The sequence below is a fragment of the Allofranklinella schreckenbergeri genome, assembly GCF_003703475.1.
Taxonomy (GTDB): Bacteria; Pseudomonadota; Gammaproteobacteria; order Burkholderiales; family Burkholderiaceae_C; genus Lampropedia; species Lampropedia schreckenbergeri.
In genome coordinates, this window is sequence record NZ_RDQM01000006.1 from 52,122 (window position 1) to 73,180 (window position 21,059).

Here is a 21,059-nt window from a genome sequence, read left to right on the forward strand (position 1 = left end):
ATCAATAAATAAAAAAACTGCCTTGTTTAGGCAAGTTTAGTATCAAATAGATTTTACTATTGATTTGAAATACAGCCCTGCTGCAAGCGCCGTTGCGGCAGGGTGCGTGTTTGCCGATATTGCCCATGCCTTTCACCACGCCCCCTTCCGCGCCTGCTGCCCCCCACGCCGCTGCCCTTTCTTCTCGGCCCTTGTCCTGGCCCTTGAGCGAAGCTCAATCGGGCCTGTGGTACGCGCAGCAGCTCGCGCCGGACAACCCCAGCTTCAACACCGGCCATGCGCTGTGGCTCGATGGAGAGCTGGATGTGCGCGCCTTCACTCAGGCGGCCAACCAAGCCGCGCAAGAAGCGCAGGCGCTGCGCCTGCGGTTTGCCCAGCGCAGCGATGGCCAGGGCGTGCAGCAATGGCTGGATGCGGCCCACGCGCCACTGCTGGAAGTCATCGACCTGCGCCACCATGCCAGCTCCGCACAAGCCGAGCAGGCCGCCCGCGCCGCCATGCAAGCCGATATGGCGCGCGCGCTTGACCCCACGCGTGAGCGGCTGGCGCGCCAATGCCTGTTTGTGCTGGGGCCGCAGCGCCACGCCTGGTACCAGCGCGCCCACCACCTGCTGTGCGATGGCTACGGCATGGCCTTGTGGGAAGGGCGCGTCAGCGCGCTCTATGCCGCGTTGCGCGCCGACCAGGCTGAGCCGGCCGCCAGCGTCACGCCCCAGCCCCAGCCTTTCGGCGATTACGCCGCCGTCATGGCCGAGGCCCAGGCCTACCGCAGCGGCGACAAGCGCGAGAAGGACGCCGCCTACTGGCGCGCGCAGTTTGCCGACGCGCCTGAAGTGGCAGGCCTGGCGGCCAACCAAAGTGCCAAGGCCCATGCCGCGCCCACCTGCATCCACCTGCGCCAACCTCTGCCCGCCGCCTGGCGCGAGGCGCTGCTGGACTTTGCCCGCCGCGCCGACATCCCCTGGCCTGACGTGCTCACCGCCCTGACAGCGCTGTACTGCCTGCGCATGGCCGCGGCCGAGCAAACCGTGGTCGGCATCCCCTACATGGGCCGCCTGGGCAGCGCCAGCGCGCGCGTGCCCGCGATGGTGATGAACGTGCTGCCGCTGCGCGTGCGCGCGGATGCTGTCCCACCCCAAGTCTCCCCCGCAGGCGGGGCAGGGGGCGACAAGTCCGCCCCCGCCGCATGCCCTCCCCAATCTGCCGCTGCAGGCGGGGCATGGGGGATAAGCGCGGACACAGGCGCAGGCAGCCTGGCCGACTGGCTGCACGGCATGGCGCAGGCGCAAACCCGTGCGCGCCGCCACGGCCGTTACCGCAGCGAGCAATTGCGCCGCGATCTGGGCCTGCTGGGCGGCAACCGGCGGCTGTATGGCGCGCTGATCAACGTCCAGCCCTTTTACCAACCCCCGCGCCTGCCGGGCGTGCAGGCGCGGCTGGAGATTCTGGGCACCGGCCCCATCGACGATCTCACCATCGGCTTTCGCGGCAACGCCACCGAGGCGCTGGAGCTGGAGCTGGAGGCCAACCCCCAGCTCTACGATGCCGCCGCCGTGCACGCCCATCTGGAGCGCCTGCGCGCCTTTCTGGCCGCGGCCTTTGCGCTCGACCCGGCCCAGGCCCAGCCCGCCCACATCCCGTTGGCGACCGAGGCCGAGGCGCAGCGCTACCTGTTTGAAGTCAACGCCACCGACCACCCCGTGCCCGCCACCACGCTGGCGGCCTTGATCGAAGCGCAAATGCAGCGCAGCCCCCAGGCCACGGCGCTGGAGTACGAAGGCCAAAGCCTGAGCTACGCCGAGCTGGATGCACGCACCCGCGCCCTGGCCCAGGCGCTGGTCGCCCAGGGCGTGGGGGCCGATGCTCTGGTGGCCGTGGCGCTGCCGCGCTCGCTGGAACTGCTCATCGCCCTGGTGGCCGTGCTGCGTGCGGGCGGCGCGTATCTGCCGCTGGATTTGCAACACCCGAGCGAACGGCTGGCGCGCATCGTGCAACTGGCGCGCCCCGTTTGCGCGCTGGTGCGGCAAGCCGATGCCCCGCGCCTGCTTGCCCATTTGTCCGATGGCCTGCCGTGCCTGCTGGCCGAGGATTGGCCCGCCCAACCCGATTGGGCGCATGGCTTGCCTGCCGCCCAGCCGCAGCACCTGGCTTATGTGATTTACACCTCCGGCTCCACCGGCGAGCCCAAGGGCGTGATGATCGAGCACCAGGCCATCGTCAACCGGCTGCAATGGATGCGCCAGCACTACGGCTTCGACGCCAGCGACCGCTTTCTGCAAAAGACGCCCGCGACGTTTGATGTCTCCGTCTGGGAGTTTTTCCTGCCCCTGCTGTGCGGCGGCACGCTGGTCATCGCCCCGCCCGAGGCGCACCGCGACCCGGCCTGGCTGGCGCGCCTCATCCGCCAGCAGCGCATCGGCACCTGCCACTTCGTGCCCTCCATGCTGGCGGCGTTTCTGGCCGAGCCGCAAGCGCGCGGCATCCAGATGCGGCGCATCTTCACCAGCGGCGAAGAACTGCCCGCCGAGCTGCGCGAGCGCCTGCACGCCACCTTGCACAGCGCGCTGCACAACCTCTACGGCCCCACCGAAGCGGCGGTGGATGTGAGTTATTGGGACGCCCACGCCGCCGACCATTCCCGCCCCGTGCCCATCGGCCATCCCGTGTGGAACACGAGCCTGTACGTGCTCGACGCCCACATGCGCCCCTTGCCCCCCGGCGTGGCGGGCGATTTGTACCTGGGCGGCGTACAACTGGCGCGCGGTTACCTGGGCCGCGAGGACCTCACCCGCGCCGCCTTCCTGCCCGACCCGCACCGCCCGGGCCAGCGCATCTACAAAAGCGGCGACCTGGCGCGCTGGCGCAGCGACGGCGCGCTGGAATACATCGGCCGCAGCGACCACCAAATCAAATTGCGCGGCCTGCGCATCGAGCTGGGCGAAATCGAGGCGGCCATGCACGCCAGCGGCCTGATTGCGCGCGGCAGCGTGCTGGTGCGCGAAGACCGCGCGGGGGAGAAAAAACTCGTCGCCTACGTCCAGCCCGCAGAGGCGCAGGCGGGGGAGGGCGAAGCCTTTGACGCCGCCGCCCTCAAGCGCCACATCGCCGCGCACGTGCCCGATTACATGGTGCCCGCGGCCATCGTCGCGCTGCACGACTGGCCCACCACCGCCAACGGCAAGCTCGACCGCAAAGCCTTGCCCGCGCCGCGCTTTGAAGCCAGCGCCGGGCGCGCCCTGCATACCCCGACCGAGCGCCGCCTGGCCCGGCTCTACGCGCAGCAACTGGGCCTGGCCGCCGAAGGCATCGACGCCGACAGCGATTTCTTCAGCCTGGGCGGCGACTCGCTCTCCGCCGTGCAACTGCTGCTGGCCGTGCAGGAAGAATGGCAGCGCAGCCCCGGCCTGGGCGCGCTGTTCGCCCACCCCAGCGTGGGCGCGCTGGCCGCGCTCATCGACGATGAAAAAGTCGCCTTCGACAGCGGCCTGGCCCCGCTGATTGCGCTGGCGCGGCCCGCGCCCGGCGGCCAGGCTGCGCAGGACGAGCAGCAGGACGGCGTGCACCAGGACAACGCGAACCAGGACGACGCGCCGCTGTTCGTCATCCACCCCGCAGGCGGCATCTGCTGGGGCTACCGCCATTTGGCGCGCGCACTCTCGCAGCCGGCCGCCTTCATGCCGCCAGGCACGCGAGCGCGCGCCGTCTATGGCCTGCAATCGCCCGCGCTTGACCCTGCCCAGCCCCTGCCCGAAAGCATCGACGCCCTGGCGCGCCAATACGTGCAGCGCGTGCGCGACATCCAGCCCGGCGGCCGCGTGCATCTGCTGGGCTGGTCGGTGGGCGGCATCATCGCCCAGGCGATGGCGGTGCAAATGCAGGAACAGGCCAGCGCCGACGCCTCATCCGGCCCGACCCCGGGGCTGGTGGCCTTGCTCGACGCCTACCCCGCTGAGGTCTGGCGCGCCGAGCCCGAACCCACCCCCATTCAGGCCCTGCGCGCGCTGTTGGCCATCGCGGGCTACGACCCCGATGCCCATCCCGAGCTGGATACGCAGGCCAAACTCATCGCCTTCTTGCGCCAGGGCGACACCGCGTTGGGCCATCTGCCCGATGCGGCGCTGGAGGGCGTGGTGCGCGTCGTCACCGACACCAACCGCCTCATCCGCCAGCACCACCACCGCCGCTATGCAGGCCGCCTCACCCACGTGCGCGCCGGGCTGGATCACGCTGCCAAGCCCCATTTGCAATCGTCGCTGTGGGCGCCGTACGCGGGCGAGCTGGTGGCGCTGGAGGTGCCGTTTCTGCACGCCCAGCTCACCGGCGCGCAGGCGACGCAGGCGATTGCGCCGCAGTTGGTGTTTGACTGACCCGCCTTGCCTTGCTTGGGCTGGGCTGGCCAGCGGGCGGGCGCATGGGGTGTGCAACACGCTCTAGAATCCGCGCCCTATGTCTTATCTGGTGCTTGCCCGCAAATACCGCCCGCACAATTTCGATGAAATGGTGGGGCAGGAGCACGTCGTCAAGGCGCTGTCCAACGCGCTGGCGCAAAAGCGCCTGCATCACGCCTATTTGTTCACAGGCACGCGCGGCGTGGGCAAAACCACCGTCTCGCGCATCCTGGCCAAATCGCTCAACTGCCAGGGCGCCGATGGGCAGGGCGACATCACCGCCCACCCTTGCGGCCAGTGCCAGGCCTGCCAGGATATTGATGCGGGCCGCTTCGTCGATTACACCGAGCTCGATGCCGCCTCCAACCGTGGCGTCGAGGAAGTGCAAAGCCTGATGGAGCAGGCGGTTTACAAGCCCGTGCAGGGGCGCTTCAAGGTCTTCATGATCGACGAAGTGCACATGCTCTCGAACACGGCGTTCAACGCCATGCTCAAGACGCTGGAGGAGCCGCCCGAATACCTCAAGTTCGTGCTCGCCACCACCGATCCGCAAAAAGTGCCGGTGACGGTGCTCTCGCGCTGCTTGCAGTTCAACCTGCGTCCGATGGCGCCGCAAACCATCGTCGAACACCTCGAGCGCGTGCTGGGCCAGGAAGGCGTGGCGCAAGACCGCCCCGCGCTGCAACTGCTGGCGCGCGCGGCGCGCGGCTCCATGCGCGATGCGCTGTCGCTGACCGATCAAGCCATCGCCTACGGCAACGGCGCATTGAGTGAAGCCACCGTGCGGCAAATGCTGGGCGTGGTCGACAAGCGCTACGTGTTCGATGCCATCGCCGCGCTGGCCGCAGGCGATGGGCAAGCCGTGGTGGCGCTGGTGGACATGCTGCGCCAGCAAGGCATCCCCGCCGCTTCGCTGCTGGAAGATATGGCGTTGGCGTTGCAGAAAATGGCCCTCTATCAAAGCCTGCCCCAGCACAGCGGCGAGGCGCTGGACGAAGCCGACGCCGCCCGCATCCAGGCGCTGGCGGCGCAAATGCCCGCCGATGAAACCCAGTTGCTCTACACCTTTTGCCTCAAAGGCCGCGAAGAACTGGGGCTGGCGCCCGACGAGTACGCCGGTTTGGTGATGGTGTTGCTGCGCCTGCTGGCGTTCAAGCTGCCGCCCGGCGCGGGCCTGGCAGGCGGCGCCACCCCGCCCGCGCCCGTGGCAGCGCCGCCAGGTGGCCCAGCCGCTGACGGTGCGGGCGGGCAGCAAAGCGTTGCAGCCGTGCCCGCCGCTTCAGCCGCCCCTGCTGCCACCGCACCCGCTACCGCCGCGCCCACTACTGCCACACCTGCCCTGGTTGCGAATGCGCCCGCGGTTGCTGTGCAAGCCGCCCCGGCGGCGTCCACCACCGCCGCGCCTGCCGTCGACCGCTCGCCTGCGCACCCCGCACGGCAAACAAACGCCGCTGCGCCGCAGGCCGCGCCCGCGCAGGCTGCGGCAGAGCCTTTGCCGTGGGAAGACGGCCCCGCGCCAGCGGCTCCGGCGGTGACCGTGGCGATGCCTGCTGACGAAACGCCAGCCCCCCAAGCGCGCACCGCCGCCGATGCCGATGCTGTGGCGACGCCCATGGCCCAAGCGCCTGCAGCGACGCAGGTGCGTGAAGCCGCGGCTCCCACAACCCCCCCGGCGGCCGAAGCCACGGCGGCAGCCCCCGCAACCGCATCGGCTCCAGCGCCGACGGCATCGGCGCAGGACACCGCCTGGTGGCACGACAACGTGCAAACCTTGATCGCCCAAGGGCAATTGACCGCCTTAGTGCGTGAGCTGGCCTTGCAAGCGCAACTGCAACAGCGCGAGGGCGAGGGTGTGCTGCTGCGCGTGGCCAACCAAACGCTGATGGCTGAAACCCTGCGCACCAAGCTGCAAGACGTGCTGCTCGCCGCTGGCCTGGCCCAGACGGTGGCGCTGGAGCAAGGCGAAGTCACCGCCAGCCTGGCCCAGCGCCTGGAGGCCGACAAAGCTGCCGCCCAGCGCATCGCGCAAAGCATCGTCGAGGCCGACGCCCGCGTGCAATGGCTGCAAACGCACTGGGGCGCGCAAATCGTGCCCGGCAGCGTCAAACCCGTTTCGGTGGCTGTGCGCTAAGCGCTTGGCCGCTCCTTCCCATCCATCGACACCACAAAGGAATCACCATGTTCAACAAAGGACAAATGGCCGGCATGCTCAAACAAGTGCAAGCCATGCAAGACAACATCAAAAAAGCCCAGGAGGAGCTGGCCCAGACCGAAGTCACCGGCGAATCCGGCGCGGGCCTGGTCAAAGTCGTGATGACGGCCACCAAGGAAGTGCGCCGCGTCACCATCGATCCCAGCTTGCTGGCCGAGGACAAAGACATGCTGGAAGACCTGGTGGCCGCCGCTTTCAACTCGGCAGTGAAAAAAGCCGTCGAAACCGAGCAGGAGAAAATGGGCAAAGTCACCGGCGCGCTCGGCGGCCTGGGCGGTGGTCTGGGGGGCTTGGGCGGTCTGGGCGGCTTGAAGCTGCCGTTCTAACTCCATCGGGCCGCAACGCAATAGCGGGCCGTTCGCGCCGGCCTTGTGTTGGCGGCGCGAACGGCCCCGTTTCTCATGGCAAACGCCCCCATCCCCAGCCTGGAGCGCCTGATTCAGGCCCTGCGCCAATTGCCCGGCGTGGGCGCCAAATCGGCCGCGCGCATGGCCTACCACCTGTTGCAGCACGACCGCGACGGCGCGCAGCGCCTGGCCCAGGCCCTGCAAGATGCCGTGGCCCAGGTGCGCCACTGCCAGCGCTGCCACACCTTCAGCGAAAGCGAGCTGTGCAGCACCTGCGCCGACGCCGGGCGCGACCAAAGCCGCCTGTGCGTGGTGGAAACCCCGTCCGACCAGGCCGTGATGGAGCGCACCGGCGCTTACGAAGGGCTGTATTTCGTGCTGCAAGGGCGCCTAAGCCCGCTGGACGGCTTGGGCATCGACGAGCTGGGCCTGGCGCAGCTCATGCAGCGCGCCTGCGACGGGGTGATCGAAGAAGTCATCATCGCCACCAGCTTCACCGCCGAAGGCGAGGCCACCGCCCACGTCATCGCCCAAGGGCTGGCGCGCCGGGGCGTGCGCACCACCCGCCTGGCGCGCGGCGTACCCGCTGGCGGCGAGCTGGAGTATGTGGATCTGGGCACCATCGCCCACGCCCTGGCCGATCGCCATTGAGGCCGCAGAGGCATTGGATCGCCTTGAATTTTTATAAATCAAAAGTAAAATTCAATCATTGTCAATAATGCCGAAATATGTAGTTTTAATTTCCTTTTGATTTATAATTCTTGATGTTTTCAGCCCTTTGGGCTGCGGTAGCTATTGACTGTGTCGCCGCAACAGACAGGAGATCCGCCCCGTGGTCGCTTGCATCTTGCTGAGCCTGGCCGTGTTCTTGAAGGCGTTGTGGAATATGTGGGTGCCACTGCATTTCTACTGGCGCTTGCGCAAAAACAAAGCGCCTGCCACGGGCGCGGTGGATATGCTGCTGTTTGTCGAGTGGTTTTTGCTGCTGGCCCTGCTGGCGCTGGCGTGGTTTTCGGGCGAGAAGCGGCTTTTCATTGCGCCCGCATTGGGCGCAGTTTGGGTTCTGGCGTCGTATCTCGTGCTGTATCTCTGCTCCGGCCCCATTCGGCGCTTGACCAGGCGCATGGGGCGGGAGTGACGTTGCAGCCCAGGCGTTTTGCCCCGACGACGCCCTGCAACAAAGAGCGGGGCGCGCGGGGCAGGGCAGTTACGCCAAGCCCCACTCCAGCTCCCGCGCGTGCAGCCCCATCAGCGCGATTTCTGCTGCATTGGCCCACGTGGCATCGCTGTTCGCCGAATTCACGGCCCAGGCGGATTTGCTCACCCCAGCAGCCTGCGCGATATCGCTGGCGCTGAGGATGACGCCATCGCTGAAGTGAAACTCCTCCACTGCCGTCTGAACGGCAAATTGGCCGCGCACCATCAACGTTTGCTCGCTGCCCGGCGCGCCGTAGCGCAGGTGCAAATCGTCGCCTACGCGCGCCAGCGTATACGCGTCCTGCGAGGCCAGTGCGCGCAATTGCACGATATCCACGCCAGCAAAGCCTTCTTCCACAATCAAATGGCTGCCAGCACCTGCTTCGATGACGTACAAATCCCCGTCAAAGCCGCCAAACAACTGGTTGCGCCCGGCCCCGCCTGCGAGTACATCCCGGCCTGCGCCGCCAACCAGCAAATCGTCGCCACCGTCGCCGTAAAGCTGGTCATCACCCGCATCGCCGTACAAGGCATCGGCCCCTGCGCCGCCGTACAGCCAGTCGCCATCGGCGTCGCCGTGCAGCAAGTCATCGCCTTCCCAGCCATACAAAGCATCGCGGCCCTGGCCGCCGTAGAGCCGGTCTGCACCGCCATCGCCGTGCAGCGTATCGTCGCCCACCCAGCCGCGCAGCTCATCGTCACCCTCGCCGCCATAGAGCGTGTCCGCGCCCGCGTCGCCGTGCAACACATCGCGCCCGGCCTCGCCAAACAGCACATCGTCGCCATCTCCGCCGTAGAGCTGGTCGTTCCCATCCTGGCCATTGAGCACATCATCGTCCGCCCAGCCACGCAGCTCGTCGTTGCCATGGCCGCCATAAAGCTGGTCATCGCCCGTATCGCCATGCAAGGCGTCGTCGCCCTCGTTGCCAAAAAGCTGATCCTTGCCCGCTCCACCGTAAAGCATATCGTTGCCCTCCAGGCCGCTGAGGATGTCATCACCCGTCGTGCCGCTGATCGTGTCATCGCCGGGCGTGCCCACCATCGGCACGACTCTCGGCAGCACCGGCTCGCCGGATGCCTGCACCGTCAAGAGCAAGCTCTGGCTGGCTTGCTCACCAGCTTGATCGGTCGCCACAATCCGCAGCGCATGGAGCGTATCCAGACTGGTGTGCGGGGCCATGCCCGATAGCGCCCCCGTGGCTGAATCCATGCGCAGCCAGCCAGGCAAGGGCGAACCATCGCCGAGCGTGGCGCTGTAGCTGAGTACATCGCCCTTGTCCACATCCACGAACGCCCCGGCAGGCAAAACCAGCGAAAGCGCCTGCCCGGCAGGCACTGCCACTGGCGTCAACACGGCGCCAGCCTCGGGCGCATCGTTGGTATTGAGCACTTCCAACGCCCACTCCTGCCAGGCCTGCGCGCCTTGCGGATCGCGGGCCGCCACACGCACCACCACCGTGCCCACATCGTCATTGCCCGGCGTGCCCGAAAACACCCCGCTGGCCGCATCAAAGTGCAGCCAGGCAGGCAAAGCGCCACCGCCCTTGCGCGCAGCGCTGTAAGTCAGCGCCTGCCCCTCGGGATCGCTGAACGCATCGGCAGGCAGGGCGAACGACCAGGGTGCATCTTCTTGCGCTTGCTGCGCAGGCAACGCAGGGCCAGCCACTGGCGCCTGATTGACCGGCGCAGGCGCAGCAGGCGGAACATACTTGGGCAGCTCCAGACTCAGGAAAACATCTTGAGAGAAGAAATTGGTGAAAACCACTTTGCCACTTTGTGCGCCTGCGGTGGCGTTGCTGATGTGCAAATCGCCGCCGCTGCGGATGAGCAACGCCTGCCCGTCCAAACTCAGCCACTGCCCCTCGCTTTTGGCATACACCCCCTGGCCCGAGAGCAAACCGGCGCCGTAGTAAATCTCGCCCTTGCCATCCAGGTCTTGCACCACCGTCGTGCCGCCCATGGCCAAATGCCCGAACCCGATGCGGTACACATCGTGGCCCCTCAAATCCGTCACCGCATCATTGCCACGGCTGAGGCGGTAATCGTCATCGCCATCACGGTCGAACATCACATCGTCGCCCGTGCTGCTGATGTACGTATCGTTGCCATCGCCGCCTTCCATGCGGGCCGTCTCCGCCCCGGCTATCAGCACATCGTTGCCATCCTCGCCGTACAGCACGTCCTCGCCCGTGCCGCCCATCAGCGTGTCATCGCCCTCGCCGCCCTTGAGCTTGTCCAGCTCGCCATCTTCCTCCCGGGCGTCAAGCGTATCGTCCCCTTTGCCGCCAAACAACCTGTCTTGCCCTTTGCCAGCCACCAGGGTGTCGTTGCCATCGCCGCCATCGGGCAGCGGCTGGGAATCATCGCCCCACAACACATCATCCCCATCGCCGCCTTCAAGGTAATCATCGCCCGTCTGGCCCGCTATCCAGTCATTGCCCTCACCGCCATACAGCTTGTCGTCGCTGCCCTTTTCCGCAACGCGATCCTCGCGGATGAAATTGCGCCAGGGCGTCAGCGTGAAATCCTGCTCCGATTGCGACCACTGCCACTCAAACACATTGCCCCTTGGGATGGCCAGAGCCGCATCCGGCCCGTCGCGCAAGCGCCGGATAGAGCCATCGGGCATCCAGCGATAAGCCACAATGCCATCATTGGCCCCGCCAATGGGCATGGAGCTGCTGCTCACCGCGTAATCGGCATCGCCCAGAATCAAATCATCGCCCGCGCCCCCATGCACATGGTCGGCGCCACCGCCACCGAACAACACATCCTCGGCCGAGCTGCCGAAAACCCAATCGCTGCCAGCCTGAGCGCTGATCCAGTCGCCGCGCCGAGTCCGCTCATTGGCCATTTCCGCTGGGCCAAGCGGCTGCAAATAAGCCAGTGAGCCATCGCCGCCCCAAAGCGTATCGTTGCCGCCGCCGCCATAAATGATGTCGCTATCGCCTGCGCCATAAACCACATCGTCATCGCCGGTCAAATCGGCGCGATTCATTCCCGCCAAAATGAACTCGCGGCCGGAGCCGCCGCGCACATAATCGCTGCCCCCCTGTGCATAAACCAGATTGGTCAGGCTATCGCCCGTGAAAATCACATCGCCGTGTGCGCTGCCGGAAAACTGAGCCGAGCGAGGGCCGCCATGCACTGCAATACCTTCAGGCGCATGGTTGCCCACATAGTTGTGAAACAGGGAGGAATTGCGGTGATCGAGCGCGAAGCGCAAATCCTGGGGCAACAGGCCCGGGCGCTGGTCGAAATCCACCTGCAAGCCCAACTGGCCGTTTTGCCAATGCATCAAATGCGCCAGTGGCTGATAAGCGCCATCGAGCAAGGCGGCGAACTCCCACTGGCCGTCTGGCATTGAACTCAAGCGATAAGTGGCCCTGGCCTCTGGATTGGTGCTGTAGAACACCTGGGCCTGATGGCCATCGTTGACAGGCAAATCGGCGCGGGCGAAAGACAGGGAAGCCAAAACATCATGCCCCACTTGTAAAGCGCCCTGACCATCGGTATCGAAAACGGTGGCTATGCCCTTGTTGGATGCAGACAAGACATAAACATCATGGCCGCTACCTCCCTCAAGATAATCATTGCCGCCACGGCCATCGAGCCTGTCGTTGCCAGCGCCGCCATAGATGCGATCAACCAGCCAATGTCCCAACAAATTCTGATCATCCTCGCTGCTGCCAAAAATCACCTGCCGCAACGTGTTCACGCCCGACTCCACTTTCTCACCGCTGGCGATATCGAAGAAATCCGTACTTCTTTCATCCAGGTAAATGCCATTGAATGAATATTTTTTAATCAATGCATTGAGAAAATCTGCCCTATCCGTAATCCATTCTGACGTAATGCTCCCTGAGCCGGTCTGCGCATCAAAAATTTGCAGATTCTGCAAAACATCAGAAGGCAAATTCAGGGAAGACACATCCACACTGATGGCGGAAAGTGATTGCAAGGCATTGCGCACGTCAATATCGTGTTGCGCCTGTTGCACCAGTTGCGCGGTATCCAAAGAAAGCATGCGGGCGCCGATGCTTTCGATTTTGGCAGGCGTCATTGTTTTGAAGAAATCATGGGCCGCCTGCTGGAAGCCATCCTTATCCGTTTGCCCCAGCAAAGGCTTGCCCTGATAAACGCCGCGCAGCATATCCAGGAAATGGGCACTGCCAATATCCGCAATCAAACCGACTGCCGGGGCGATAGTCGGAGAGAAATTCGCCACATGCTTGACAAGGCCCAGCCAATCCCCGCTGGAAATATTGATATTGATTTGCGCCTTGATGGACTCGAGATACTCATCATGGCTTGGAAAGATGATGCGTGTTCGGGCGTAAGCAATCAAGCGGGCCAACTCATACAGGCCAACGGCAAGCCCCTCTGCCATGCTGGCCTTCCATGCCTGCGCATAAGCGGACGTGGCAAAAAGAATATTCTTGAAATCGTCAAGCGAATCAACCTTCTGGTTTTCCTGCAAAGCTGCTGCGGCCACTCCATCACGCGCGGGCTCGGCCAGCAAACGCCAGGTTTCGAACGGGTCTTTTCCGCCCAGCAAATTGAAGCCCAGCGTGCCGGACCAGGCTGAATTGAATTCGATGGCGTCGTCTGATCCGGGCAGATGGCCTTTGTACAGGTTTTTGCCTATGGAGCTGGCATCATCTTGCGCCAATTGTGCAATGGTTGGGACAGTCCAAGGCGCATAGTCTTCTATTGATTTTAGGCCGAATAAAGATTGGTAGAAATTGAACGCCACGCCATTGGAGGCCTGTTGCATTTCTTCGGCGGTGAAATGACGCCCAAGCCGCAAGAATCCTTGGTAATCCGTGAAGGTCCTGATGAAAGTGCTGTGCAAGCCAACGCCGGCATTGGCGCTGATGGCAACATCCGTCCACAGTTTGACGTTTTTGAAATCCTGCAAATCCTGCCCTTGAGGAGTGCCTGCTTCAATATGCTGCCCCAATAATTCGGAGAGCTTTTTGTAAAAAGCCACCCAGTTGCCATGTGAGGTAAGGCTATTCCCGCCATCTGGCACGTGTTCCAGTACGGCGCGCAATGCCTGTTGTTCGGTTTCCGTGAATCGGTATTTGGGGTAAGGGTTGTTCATGGTTTACTCCTCCACTACGATGGCTTCAAGAAAATCACTGACCTCTTTTACGATTTGGTCAATGTAAGGGATTTGCTTGTGGGTGAGAAGTACTGTGGCCATGACTTCTCCTGTTTTTTTGTCTGAAACCACGCCTCGGCAGGTCCGGTAAGGTTCTTCACTGAATTCCGAATTGGTTATATGGTCTATTTTTTTCGTATAGATTGATCTGCCCCCTTCCGGGGTGTCCTCAGGAATTTTTGGGGTGCAGCTGAAAATATCTGGCGTTCCCCATTTTGGATGCTTTGTTCCTCTGGCTCCCCAGAATACGCCGCCTCTTACAATATCCTTTCCAGCCAAAGGATCTGGGCCTTCGCGTGATTCTCTGCCAAAGTTTGGATACAAATCCAAAGGATAGATTTTGTGCGGGATTTTTGGGGTCCAGCGCCAACTTTCATTGAATTTATTTTTGGTGTATTCGAGATATTGAGAAGGGTTTTCGTGGGAATGGGTGGATATGGAATTCAGGAAGACCGTATCGTAGCCGATTTCTTTATTGGAATAATTTCTTTTCAATCTTATGTATCTAATATATACGACTGTAGCTTTTCCTTTTTCACAATCCCATGATTTCCCGTGTTCTGCCTTGATCAGTATCCCCGAAACGGTTTCTACTACATCCTGTCCGTTATGCTGGAACACCCGAATTTTGCAAGGATTTTTTGCTGCGGCGATTCTGGCCTCTCGCGTGGCATCCATCATCAATTTGAATGAAGTTGCCTTATAGGCTAACAGGCCAACCCCAAGGGCAATGAATACCCTTGGAAGGAAGTGTCGCCAATCCGGTTTTTTGTTTCCTTGCTTCATGACGGATCTCGGTAACTTATGCAATTTTTGTGATTTCCGGAAGGCAAGGCTTATTGTTCGGTTTCCGTGAATCGGTATTTGGGGTAAGGGTTGTTCATGGTTTACTCCTCCACTGCGATGGTTTCAAGAAAGTCACTGACCTCTTTTACGATTTGGTCAATGTAAGGGATTTGCTTGTGGGTGAGAAGTACTGTGGCCATGACTTCTCCTGTTTTTTTGTCTGAAACGACGCCCCGACAGGTCCGGCGAGGTTCTTCACTGAATTCCGAATTGGTTATATAGTCTATTTTTTTCGTATAGATTGATCTGCCCCCTTCCGGGGCGTCCTCAGGAATTTTTGGGGTGCAGCTGAAAATATCTGGCGTCCCCCATTTTGGATGCTTTGTTCCTCTGACTCCCCAGAATACGCCGCCTCTTACAATATCCTTTCCAGCCAAAGGATCTGGGCCTTCGCGTGATTCTCTGCCAAAGTTTGGATACAAATCCAAAGGATGGGTTTTGTGCGGAATTTTTGGGGTCCAGCGCCATTCTTCATTTGATTTATTTTTCATGCGTTCAAGATATTGAGAGGGATTTTTGTGAGAGTGAATAAATATGAAATTCAGGAAGACCGTATCGTAGCCGATTTCTTTGTTGGAGTAATTTTTCTTTAATTCTATATATCTCGTGTGCGCTCCTGTAGCTTTTCCATTTTCGCAATCCCATGATTTCCCGTGTTCTGCCTTGATCAGTATCCCCGAAACGGTTTCTACTACATCCTGTCCGTTATGCTGGAACACCCGAATTTTGCAAGGGTTTTTTGCTGCGGCGATTCTGGCCTCTCTCGTGGCATCCATCATCAATTTGAATGAAGTTGCCTTATAGGCTAACAGGCCAACCCCAAGGACAATAAATGCCCTGGGAAGGAAGTGTCGCCGATCCAGTTTTTTGTTTCCTTGCTTCATGATGGATCTGGGGGGCTTATGCAAGTTGTGTGTTTTTTGATACTTTTCAAAAGATCGCTTGCTGGTAAATACTTCAGGTTTTTGCGATGTTGACTCTTGCGCCTTTATAAGAAATTTTTTCTGTCGTGGCTACACTTTCGATTGTTAACAATAGTCAGTAGGTCTAGGCTTGATTTTGCAATTGTCAAGCAATGTCTGGCGATGATGGTTTTTCATTTCAATGGGCAAAAAAATATGCCGTTTCCGGCATGATTTTTAGCGAATTTATTTTTCCTGATGAAAACTCGTCGTGCATGTCCGAACTGCCATCCTCGGCCGAGCTGACAAAAACCAAATCGCTGCCCCCCTGTGCATAAACCAGATTGGCCAGGCTATCGCCCGTGAAAATCACATCGCCGTGTGCGCTGCCGGAAAACTGAGCCGAGCGAGGGCCGCCATGCACTGCAATACCTTCAGGCGCATGGTTGCCCACATAGTTGTGAAACAGGGAGGAATTGCGGTGATCGAGCGCGAAGCGCAAATCCTGTGGCAGCAGGCCCGGGCGCTGGTCGAAATCCACCTGCAAGCCCAACTGGCCGTTTTGCCAATGCATCAAATGCGCCAGTGGCTGATAAGCGCCATCGAGCAAGGCGGCGAACTCCCACTGGCCGTCTGGCATTGAACTCAAGCGATAAGTGGCCCTGGCCTCTGGATTGGTGCTGTAGAACACCTGGGCCTGATGGCCATCGTTGACAGGCAAATCGGCGCGGGCGAAAGACAGGGAAGCCAGAGCCGAGCCATTGACGCTCAACTGCCCCTTGCCATCCGTGTCAAGAATCGTATCGATGCCCCGATCATGCGTATCGAGCAGATACGTGTCGTGCCCAATCCCCCCTTCGAGATAATCACTGCCGCCTCGACCATTGAGGGTATCGTCGCCTGCGCCTGCATAAATGCGATCGGCAAAGCCAGCCCCTTGCAACTTGCTTTCATCATCGGCCGCTTCGGAGCCGAAAATGACTTTCTGGCGATGTGAGCTGAAACCCGTAGCCACACTTGAATTGCTGCTCAAATCCTCGTAACTGGTGGCAGTGCTGCTGCGTACCAGACCATCGCCTTGCATCTGGCTGCGCATTGATGTCAGCAGGAAATCGACACGATCTGCAATCCAGCTTTGCGTCAGAACACCCTTGCCCGAGTCGGAATCGTACAAATCCAGAAAATGGTCGGAATTAAGGGCGTCGTAATCTATGCCACTGATGAAAAAAGTATTCATCTTCTGCAAGGCATAGCGAATGGCCATGCCGTCGGCATCATTGCGATTGGCAGATGAAATAAAATGCTGTGAAGATTCAGGCAAACTATGTAGTTCTGCATTGGTGTAATCATTTTTGGTGATCAAATCCAATGCGGCGGGATTGATGAAAACTTTTTCATTGATGGAATTTATTTTTTGATAAAGATCTTCTCTTGCCCCTTCCCTGCTTTTTCCTGATACTCCAAATATTTCCCCGAGACGATCCACCATCTGCTCGAGAGTCAGGGACTCTTTGCGACTTAGGGTGAGCAGCATTTTATCCAGGTCGGCAAAGGAAAGTCCCTTGTTCAGAGCATGGAGCACGCGATAGACGGCAAGGCTGTCATTCATCTGGCCCGATCCATGACCAAATGTATCCTGATGCAAAGTAGCTTGCTCTATATAAACCGGATCGTGTCCGCCCATTTGACGCAAATAAAAATGCTGCGTTACGATTTCCGGGTTTTTGTATCCGTAATAATTCGAAATTCTCTCGCCGGAAAATTTGCTCTCCCCTCCCAGCATTTCAAATAAATTTCGGATATTGACCTCTTGAGCAGAGGGAAGACCAGAAAAAATCCCCAGGCTAAACCCGGCGCCGTTGATGGTCGTGGCTTCAAGAGTTTGAAAAAGCCGAGTGGCGGCTACAGCAAGATGCCCACCAAGAGAGTGACCAACCACCCCCATGATTTGGGAAACGTTAGGCGCATCTGCAAGAATGCCCATGTAACTGTTCGAAAATGGAACATTTGCAATTGTTTTGAGCTTGTTGGACAGACCAGTGTCGATGATGATGTCGTGGCGTGTTGTATCAATATTGAGGGGGATATCCCCCAATGTCTGCAATTCCTTCCCCTGGAATCGGCGGCCTGCTGCGGTTGTGATACGCAAAATGAAATTGTAAAGATCCACGATTTGTTCGGTCGCGGAGCCATCCAGAACAATGTCACCAATATCGGCTTGGACATCATTCGTAAAAAATGGAGGCTTCCATTGCAGACCTGCTTCTGTCCCACGCACCGCAATCACATAAGGCTGTGTGGCGCTGGGATCCTTGCTTTTGAAAAGCGTGGCTGAGAATCCGGAGGGCGTGTTGGACTCCTGGTAAACCACTTCCCACCTTCTTATGAAGTCTTCGGCTTGGGATTTCGAGAAACCTCTTTCTCGCAGTGCTTTTGAAGTTGCGTCCAGATTTTTTGGGGCTGCAAAGTCCGTGTAGCTGGCCTCAGACAAAAGTGCTGCTTCATATGCATTGACTCTCATTTCAAATCTCCTCGTTGTGTGCTGCTGTTTTCAAAAATTTCCTTGATTTCCCAAAAAAGAGCTTCCCCTGCAATAGGGCATGCTCGCTTGTTAAGCCAAATTCGGCCTAAAAAAGGAAGTTCATGTAACGGGCCAGTGTCCATATTTTTATAGTATGCCATTAATTCATTTGTTTTTGTGTCTCTGATTTCTTTTTTCCTTTCTATGAGTCTAAAATTTCTTTTTATGTTAAATATAAATAGTGCAAACCTTTCATTCAATATTATGATCTCCCTCTCGTCGTCTACTGTTATGGATTTTCTTTTTTTGGGGTCTAATGATTTTAGTGTCTCCCCATTTTCTTTTTCCCATGCCTCTGGTGTTTTTATGATTTTTAATCCGGATTCATTCTTGCAGAATTGATGATAATTCCATTCGTGCAAAGGCGCATCCCAAAGGGCAATGCCCCATACGGGTAAAATCACAAAATAAAAGCCGGGGAATTTGATGCGCCAGCCTGCCTTGCGCATGCTGGAGTTCAAGGCGATGGCTGCCCATAGACTCAATCCAAAATAGCATAACCAGAAAAGAACAATGACAAGGCTTCCCATATTTAAAACTCCTGTTTGATGTATGTCGTTGGTTGCTGTGATTGGGGTTTTTAATGGAATTTTTTTCTTTTCTTGAAATCGAGGGGTTATTTTTCAACTTTTCGGCTTGCGCGTAAAAAATCATTCAAAATTCCATGAGGCACCCAGTCAACCTCCTGAAAAGGGAACCTCTCAAAACCTCACCTGTACTTTTGATCGAGTAAATTGCTCAGCATGATCACTCCCCGCAGCGCCCTGAAGTTCGACCTGTTTGCCCAAGCCTGTCGAGAGCGCAAGCTTGAAGACCTGGGCGATCCCTTGCAACTCATCGCCCGGCACATCGACTTTGCTGCCCTGGTCAGTTTGGCCGAACCATTTCTTGCTCGCAGCGATGGCCGCAAAGGCGGCAGACCCGCCTATCCAGTCCAAGTCATGGTGCGTGTGCTGATCTTGAAACGCCTGTACAACCTGTCTGATGAGCAAATGGAGTACCAACTGCTCGATCGTATGAGCTACCAGCGCTTTTGCCTACTGGAGCAAAGCATGAACGTGCCCGACAGAAACACCATCTGGCGCTTTGCTCAGCGCCTGGGTGTTGATGGAGCAGTGGCCTTGTTCCAAGGCGTGGATGCACAACTGCACCGCCATGGCTACATCGCCCGAGGCGGACAGGCCATTGATGTCACCCTGGTGCCTGCCCCCAAGCAGCACTTGAGCAAAGAAGACAAGGCGCAGCTCGATCAAGGCAAGAAGCCTGAAGGCTGGAGCCAAGCCAAGTGCAGGCAAAAGGACGTGGATGCCACTCACACCAAAAAGCACGGCAAAAGCTATTTTGGCTACAAGCTAAGCGTCAGCGTTGACCACAAACACGGCTTCATCCGAAAGGTGGCCACCGGCACGGCCAGCGAGCATGACGGACACCATTTCGATGAGGTGCTCGATCTGGCCAACACAGGAGCACAAGTCAACGCCGACAAAGCCTACCCGAGCAGACAAAGATGCCAAATGCTCAAAGCGCTGGGCTTCAAAGACGGCATACAGCGCAAGGCGCAGAAGAACAAGCCCTTGAGCGATTGCCAGAGGCGGCGCAACCGGCGTATTGCCAGCAAACGCGCCAAGGTCGAACACGTCTTTGCAGGCCTGCGTCACCTTGGAGGTAAATTCATCCGAAGCATTGGCCAAGCCAGAGCCAGCGCAACCATGGTGTTGATGGCCGCGTGCTACAACATCAAGCGACTGGCCCGGATGCTGGAAGAAGGGGTTGATCCCTTCTTCAAAGCTCGCCCCTCAAAGACCAACTTGCGCCTCAAAACGGCCAATGCGTGAGGAAAAGGGGGGGAATGGGCTCAAACGCGCTCTAAAAAAGGCTTCTTGATCCGGCTTTTTTCAGATCGTGAAGTGTTGGGGCTGAAAGCCCAGGAATTGCCCGGTTTTTTAGAGGTTCCCATAAGGCTGTGTGGCGCTGGGATCTTTGCTTTTGAAAAGAGTGGCTGAGAATCCGGAGGGTGTGTTGGACTCCTGGTAAACCACTTCCCACCTTCTTATGAAGTCTTCGGCTTGGGATTTCGAAAATTCTTTCGATTGTAATTTTTCTGATACTTTCTTTGGATTGAAAATTCCAGAAGGACTTTTTTCGAAATCTACATAACATGCTTCTGATAAAAGTGCAGATTCAAATGGGTTGAGATTGAATTTGAAGTGGTTCATTGTGATCTCCTGTTCTCGAATTTGTCGTCAAGTCCTTGGAATGTTGAATAATTTTGTTTGTCGGCATGGCAGCTCGGTTTAATCATCCAGATCCGAGCGAAGTCTGGGATATCGGTTGCAGAGTATGCGTGAAAATCTTTGTGCTGAAGCATGACTTCATTTCTCTTTGTATCCAATATTTCTGTTGTTATTTCTGTAATTCCAAAATTTTTCTTCTTTATAATCAAGTCGGAGGAGAATATTTCATTCATCATTATTCTGGTCCGATCCGGATTTATGCTGATTATTTTAATTTCTTTTTTTGGTGTTAAATTTGAAAGAATTCCTGGGTTTTCTCTATCCCACTGTTCTGGGGTTTTGAGTATTTTGAGTCCTGCCTCATGTTTGCATAGTCTTCGATGCTCCCACGCCTGCAAAGGCGCATCCCAAAGGGCAATGCCCCATACGGGTAAAATCACAAAATAAAAGCCGGGGAATTTGATGCGCCAGCCTGCCTTGCGCATGCTGGAGTTCAAGGCAATGGCTGCCCATAGACTCAATCCAAAATAGCATAACCAGAAAAGAACAATGACAAGGCTTCCCATATTTAAAACTCCTGTTTGATGTATGTCGTTGGTTGCTGTGATTGGGGTTTTTAATGGAATTTTTTTCTTTTCTTGAAATCGAGGGGTTATTTTTCAACTTTTCGGCTTGCGCGTAAAAAATCATTCAAAGTTTCATGAGGTACCCAGTCAACCTCCTGAAAAGGGGATGGGGCGCTCCGTGAGAGGGGCTGAACGATTCCAGCGGGCAGTTGCCTCGATTTCCTGTTTTTCAGGCCGGATTCGGCATCTTTATAAGCCATTTTTTCTGTCATGGCCACATTTTCGATTGTGAACAACAGTCATTGGGGTTGGTTTTGATTTTGCAATTGTCAAGCAATGTCTGGCGATGATGGTTTTACACTTCAATGTGCAAAAAAATATGCCGTTTCCGGCATGATTTTTATCGATTTGAGTTTTGTTGATGGAAAAGCCGTAAATTCCTCGCCCATGTCCGAAAGCGTATTCTCAGCCGAGCTGCCCAAAACCACATCGCTGCCAGCTTGAGCGCTGATTCAATCCCTTTGGCGTTGGGGAGGGATGCATGTGTTTGGTTTGATGGGGGGCTGGTGTTAGGCGCGAAAATCCTCGCCTTTACATCCCCACCTGCCACCGCAAAGAC

At 58.3% G+C, this 21,059-nt stretch carries 17 protein-coding genes; 10 read left to right on the top strand and 7 right to left on the bottom strand.

Translation table 11 applies throughout. The annotated features are described in order from the left end of the window. Positions 1-125: 125 nt before the first annotated feature. The 5 genes from EBQ26_RS05885 (at position 126) to EBQ26_RS05905 (ending at position 8,085) form a co-directional block, all read left to right on the top strand. On the top strand, positions 126-4,367 hold the full coding sequence (locus EBQ26_RS05885; protein WP_122238092.1) for a non-ribosomal peptide synthetase: 4,242 nt from the start codon (positions 126-128) through the stop codon (positions 4,365-4,367). A 79-nt stretch (positions 4,368-4,446) separates the two neighbouring features. Further along, complete coding sequence (gene dnaX, locus EBQ26_RS05890; RefSeq protein ID WP_122238093.1) at positions 4,447-6,519, top strand: DNA polymerase III subunit gamma/tau; 2,073 nt, start codon at positions 4,447-4,449, stop codon at positions 6,517-6,519. 47 nt (positions 6,520-6,566) lie between these two features. Next, positions 6,567-6,926 carry a YbaB/EbfC family nucleoid-associated protein gene (locus EBQ26_RS05895; protein WP_122238094.1) on the top strand — a complete coding sequence of 120 codons (360 nt, stop codon included), beginning with the start codon at positions 6,567-6,569 and terminating at the stop codon, positions 6,924-6,926. A gap of 75 nt (positions 6,927-7,001) precedes the next feature. After that, positions 7,002-7,598, top strand: coding sequence for a recombination mediator RecR (gene recR, locus EBQ26_RS05900; RefSeq protein WP_122238095.1), 597 nt, complete (start codon positions 7,002-7,004; stop codon positions 7,596-7,598). A gap of 181 nt (positions 7,599-7,779) precedes the next feature. Next, on the top strand, positions 7,780-8,085 hold the full coding sequence (locus EBQ26_RS05905) for a hypothetical protein (protein WP_122238096.1): 306 nt from the start codon (positions 7,780-7,782) through the stop codon (positions 8,083-8,085). Positions 8,086-8,154: 69 nt separating this feature from the next. Here the strand turns inward: EBQ26_RS05905 and EBQ26_RS05910 are convergent, their stop codons facing one another. Then, positions 8,155-11,811, bottom strand: coding sequence for a putative Ig domain-containing protein (locus EBQ26_RS05910; RefSeq protein ID WP_390614177.1), 3,657 nt, complete (start codon positions 11,809-11,811; stop codon positions 8,155-8,157). Between EBQ26_RS05910 and EBQ26_RS12885 the strand changes: the two genes are divergently transcribed. The 3 genes from EBQ26_RS12885 (at position 11,710) to EBQ26_RS12895 (ending at position 13,110) form a co-directional block, all read left to right on the top strand. Beyond that, on the top strand, positions 11,710-11,940 hold the full coding sequence (locus tag EBQ26_RS12885; RefSeq protein WP_238944198.1) for a hypothetical protein: 231 nt from the start codon (positions 11,710-11,712) through the stop codon (positions 11,938-11,940). The two genes, EBQ26_RS05910 and EBQ26_RS12885, sit on opposite strands and share 102 nt — an antisense overlap. Before the next feature lie 159 nt (positions 11,941-12,099). Continuing rightward, positions 12,100-12,732 (top strand): hypothetical protein, encoded by a 633-nt coding sequence (locus EBQ26_RS12890; protein WP_238944172.1) that lies wholly within the window; start codon positions 12,100-12,102, stop codon positions 12,730-12,732. A gap of 147 nt (positions 12,733-12,879) precedes the next feature. Further along, a complete protein-coding gene (locus tag EBQ26_RS12895; RefSeq protein WP_238944173.1) occupies positions 12,880-13,110 on the top strand; it encodes a hypothetical protein in 231 nt (76 codons plus the stop codon). Between the two features lie 144 nt (positions 13,111-13,254). Here the strand turns inward: EBQ26_RS12895 and EBQ26_RS12615 are convergent, their stop codons facing one another. The 4 genes from EBQ26_RS12615 to EBQ26_RS12630 all read right to left on the bottom strand — a co-directional run bounded on the left by EBQ26_RS12615 (position 13,255) and on the right by EBQ26_RS12630 (position 18,170). Further along, entirely contained in the window at positions 13,255-14,097 is an 843-nt protein-coding gene (locus tag EBQ26_RS12615) for a hypothetical protein (RefSeq protein ID WP_147474007.1), read from the bottom strand. 101 nt (positions 14,098-14,198) lie between these two features. Continuing rightward, complete coding sequence (locus tag EBQ26_RS12620) at positions 14,199-15,041, bottom strand: hypothetical protein (RefSeq protein ID WP_147474008.1); 843 nt, start codon at positions 15,039-15,041, stop codon at positions 14,199-14,201. A gap of 217 nt (positions 15,042-15,258) precedes the next feature. Further along, positions 15,259-17,580 carry a calcium-binding protein gene (locus tag EBQ26_RS12625; RefSeq protein WP_147474009.1) on the bottom strand — a complete coding sequence of 774 codons (2,322 nt, stop codon included), beginning with the start codon at positions 17,578-17,580 and terminating at the stop codon, positions 15,259-15,261. Next, positions 17,577-18,170 carry a hypothetical protein gene (locus tag EBQ26_RS12630; RefSeq protein WP_147474010.1) on the bottom strand — a complete coding sequence of 198 codons (594 nt, stop codon included), beginning with the start codon at positions 18,168-18,170 and terminating at the stop codon, positions 17,577-17,579. Before EBQ26_RS12630 ends, EBQ26_RS12625 begins: the two co-directional genes overlap by 4 nt. A 216-nt stretch (positions 18,171-18,386) precedes the next feature. On the opposite strand from EBQ26_RS12630, the gene EBQ26_RS05925 reads away from it, so the two are divergent. Beyond that, positions 18,387-19,475 (top strand): IS5 family transposase, encoded by a 1,089-nt coding sequence (locus EBQ26_RS05925; RefSeq protein WP_122238201.1) that lies wholly within the window; start codon positions 18,387-18,389, stop codon positions 19,473-19,475. Between the two features lie 108 nt (positions 19,476-19,583). Here the strand turns inward: EBQ26_RS05925 and EBQ26_RS12635 are convergent, their stop codons facing one another. Together EBQ26_RS12635 and EBQ26_RS12640 are read right to left on the bottom strand one after the other, a co-directional pair. After that, on the bottom strand, positions 19,584-19,856 hold the full coding sequence (locus EBQ26_RS12635; RefSeq protein ID WP_147474011.1) for a hypothetical protein: 273 nt from the start codon (positions 19,854-19,856) through the stop codon (positions 19,584-19,586). Further along, a complete protein-coding gene (locus tag EBQ26_RS12640; protein WP_147474012.1) occupies positions 19,853-20,440 on the bottom strand; it encodes a hypothetical protein in 588 nt (195 codons plus the stop codon). The genes EBQ26_RS12635 and EBQ26_RS12640 overlap by 4 nt, the downstream gene beginning before the upstream one ends. Positions 20,441-20,776: 336 nt before the next feature. On the opposite strand from EBQ26_RS12640, the gene EBQ26_RS12900 reads away from it, so the two are divergent. Beyond that, complete coding sequence (locus EBQ26_RS12900; protein ID WP_238944174.1) at positions 20,777-20,944, top strand: hypothetical protein; 168 nt, start codon at positions 20,777-20,779, stop codon at positions 20,942-20,944. Positions 20,945-21,059: the final 115 nt, after the last annotated feature.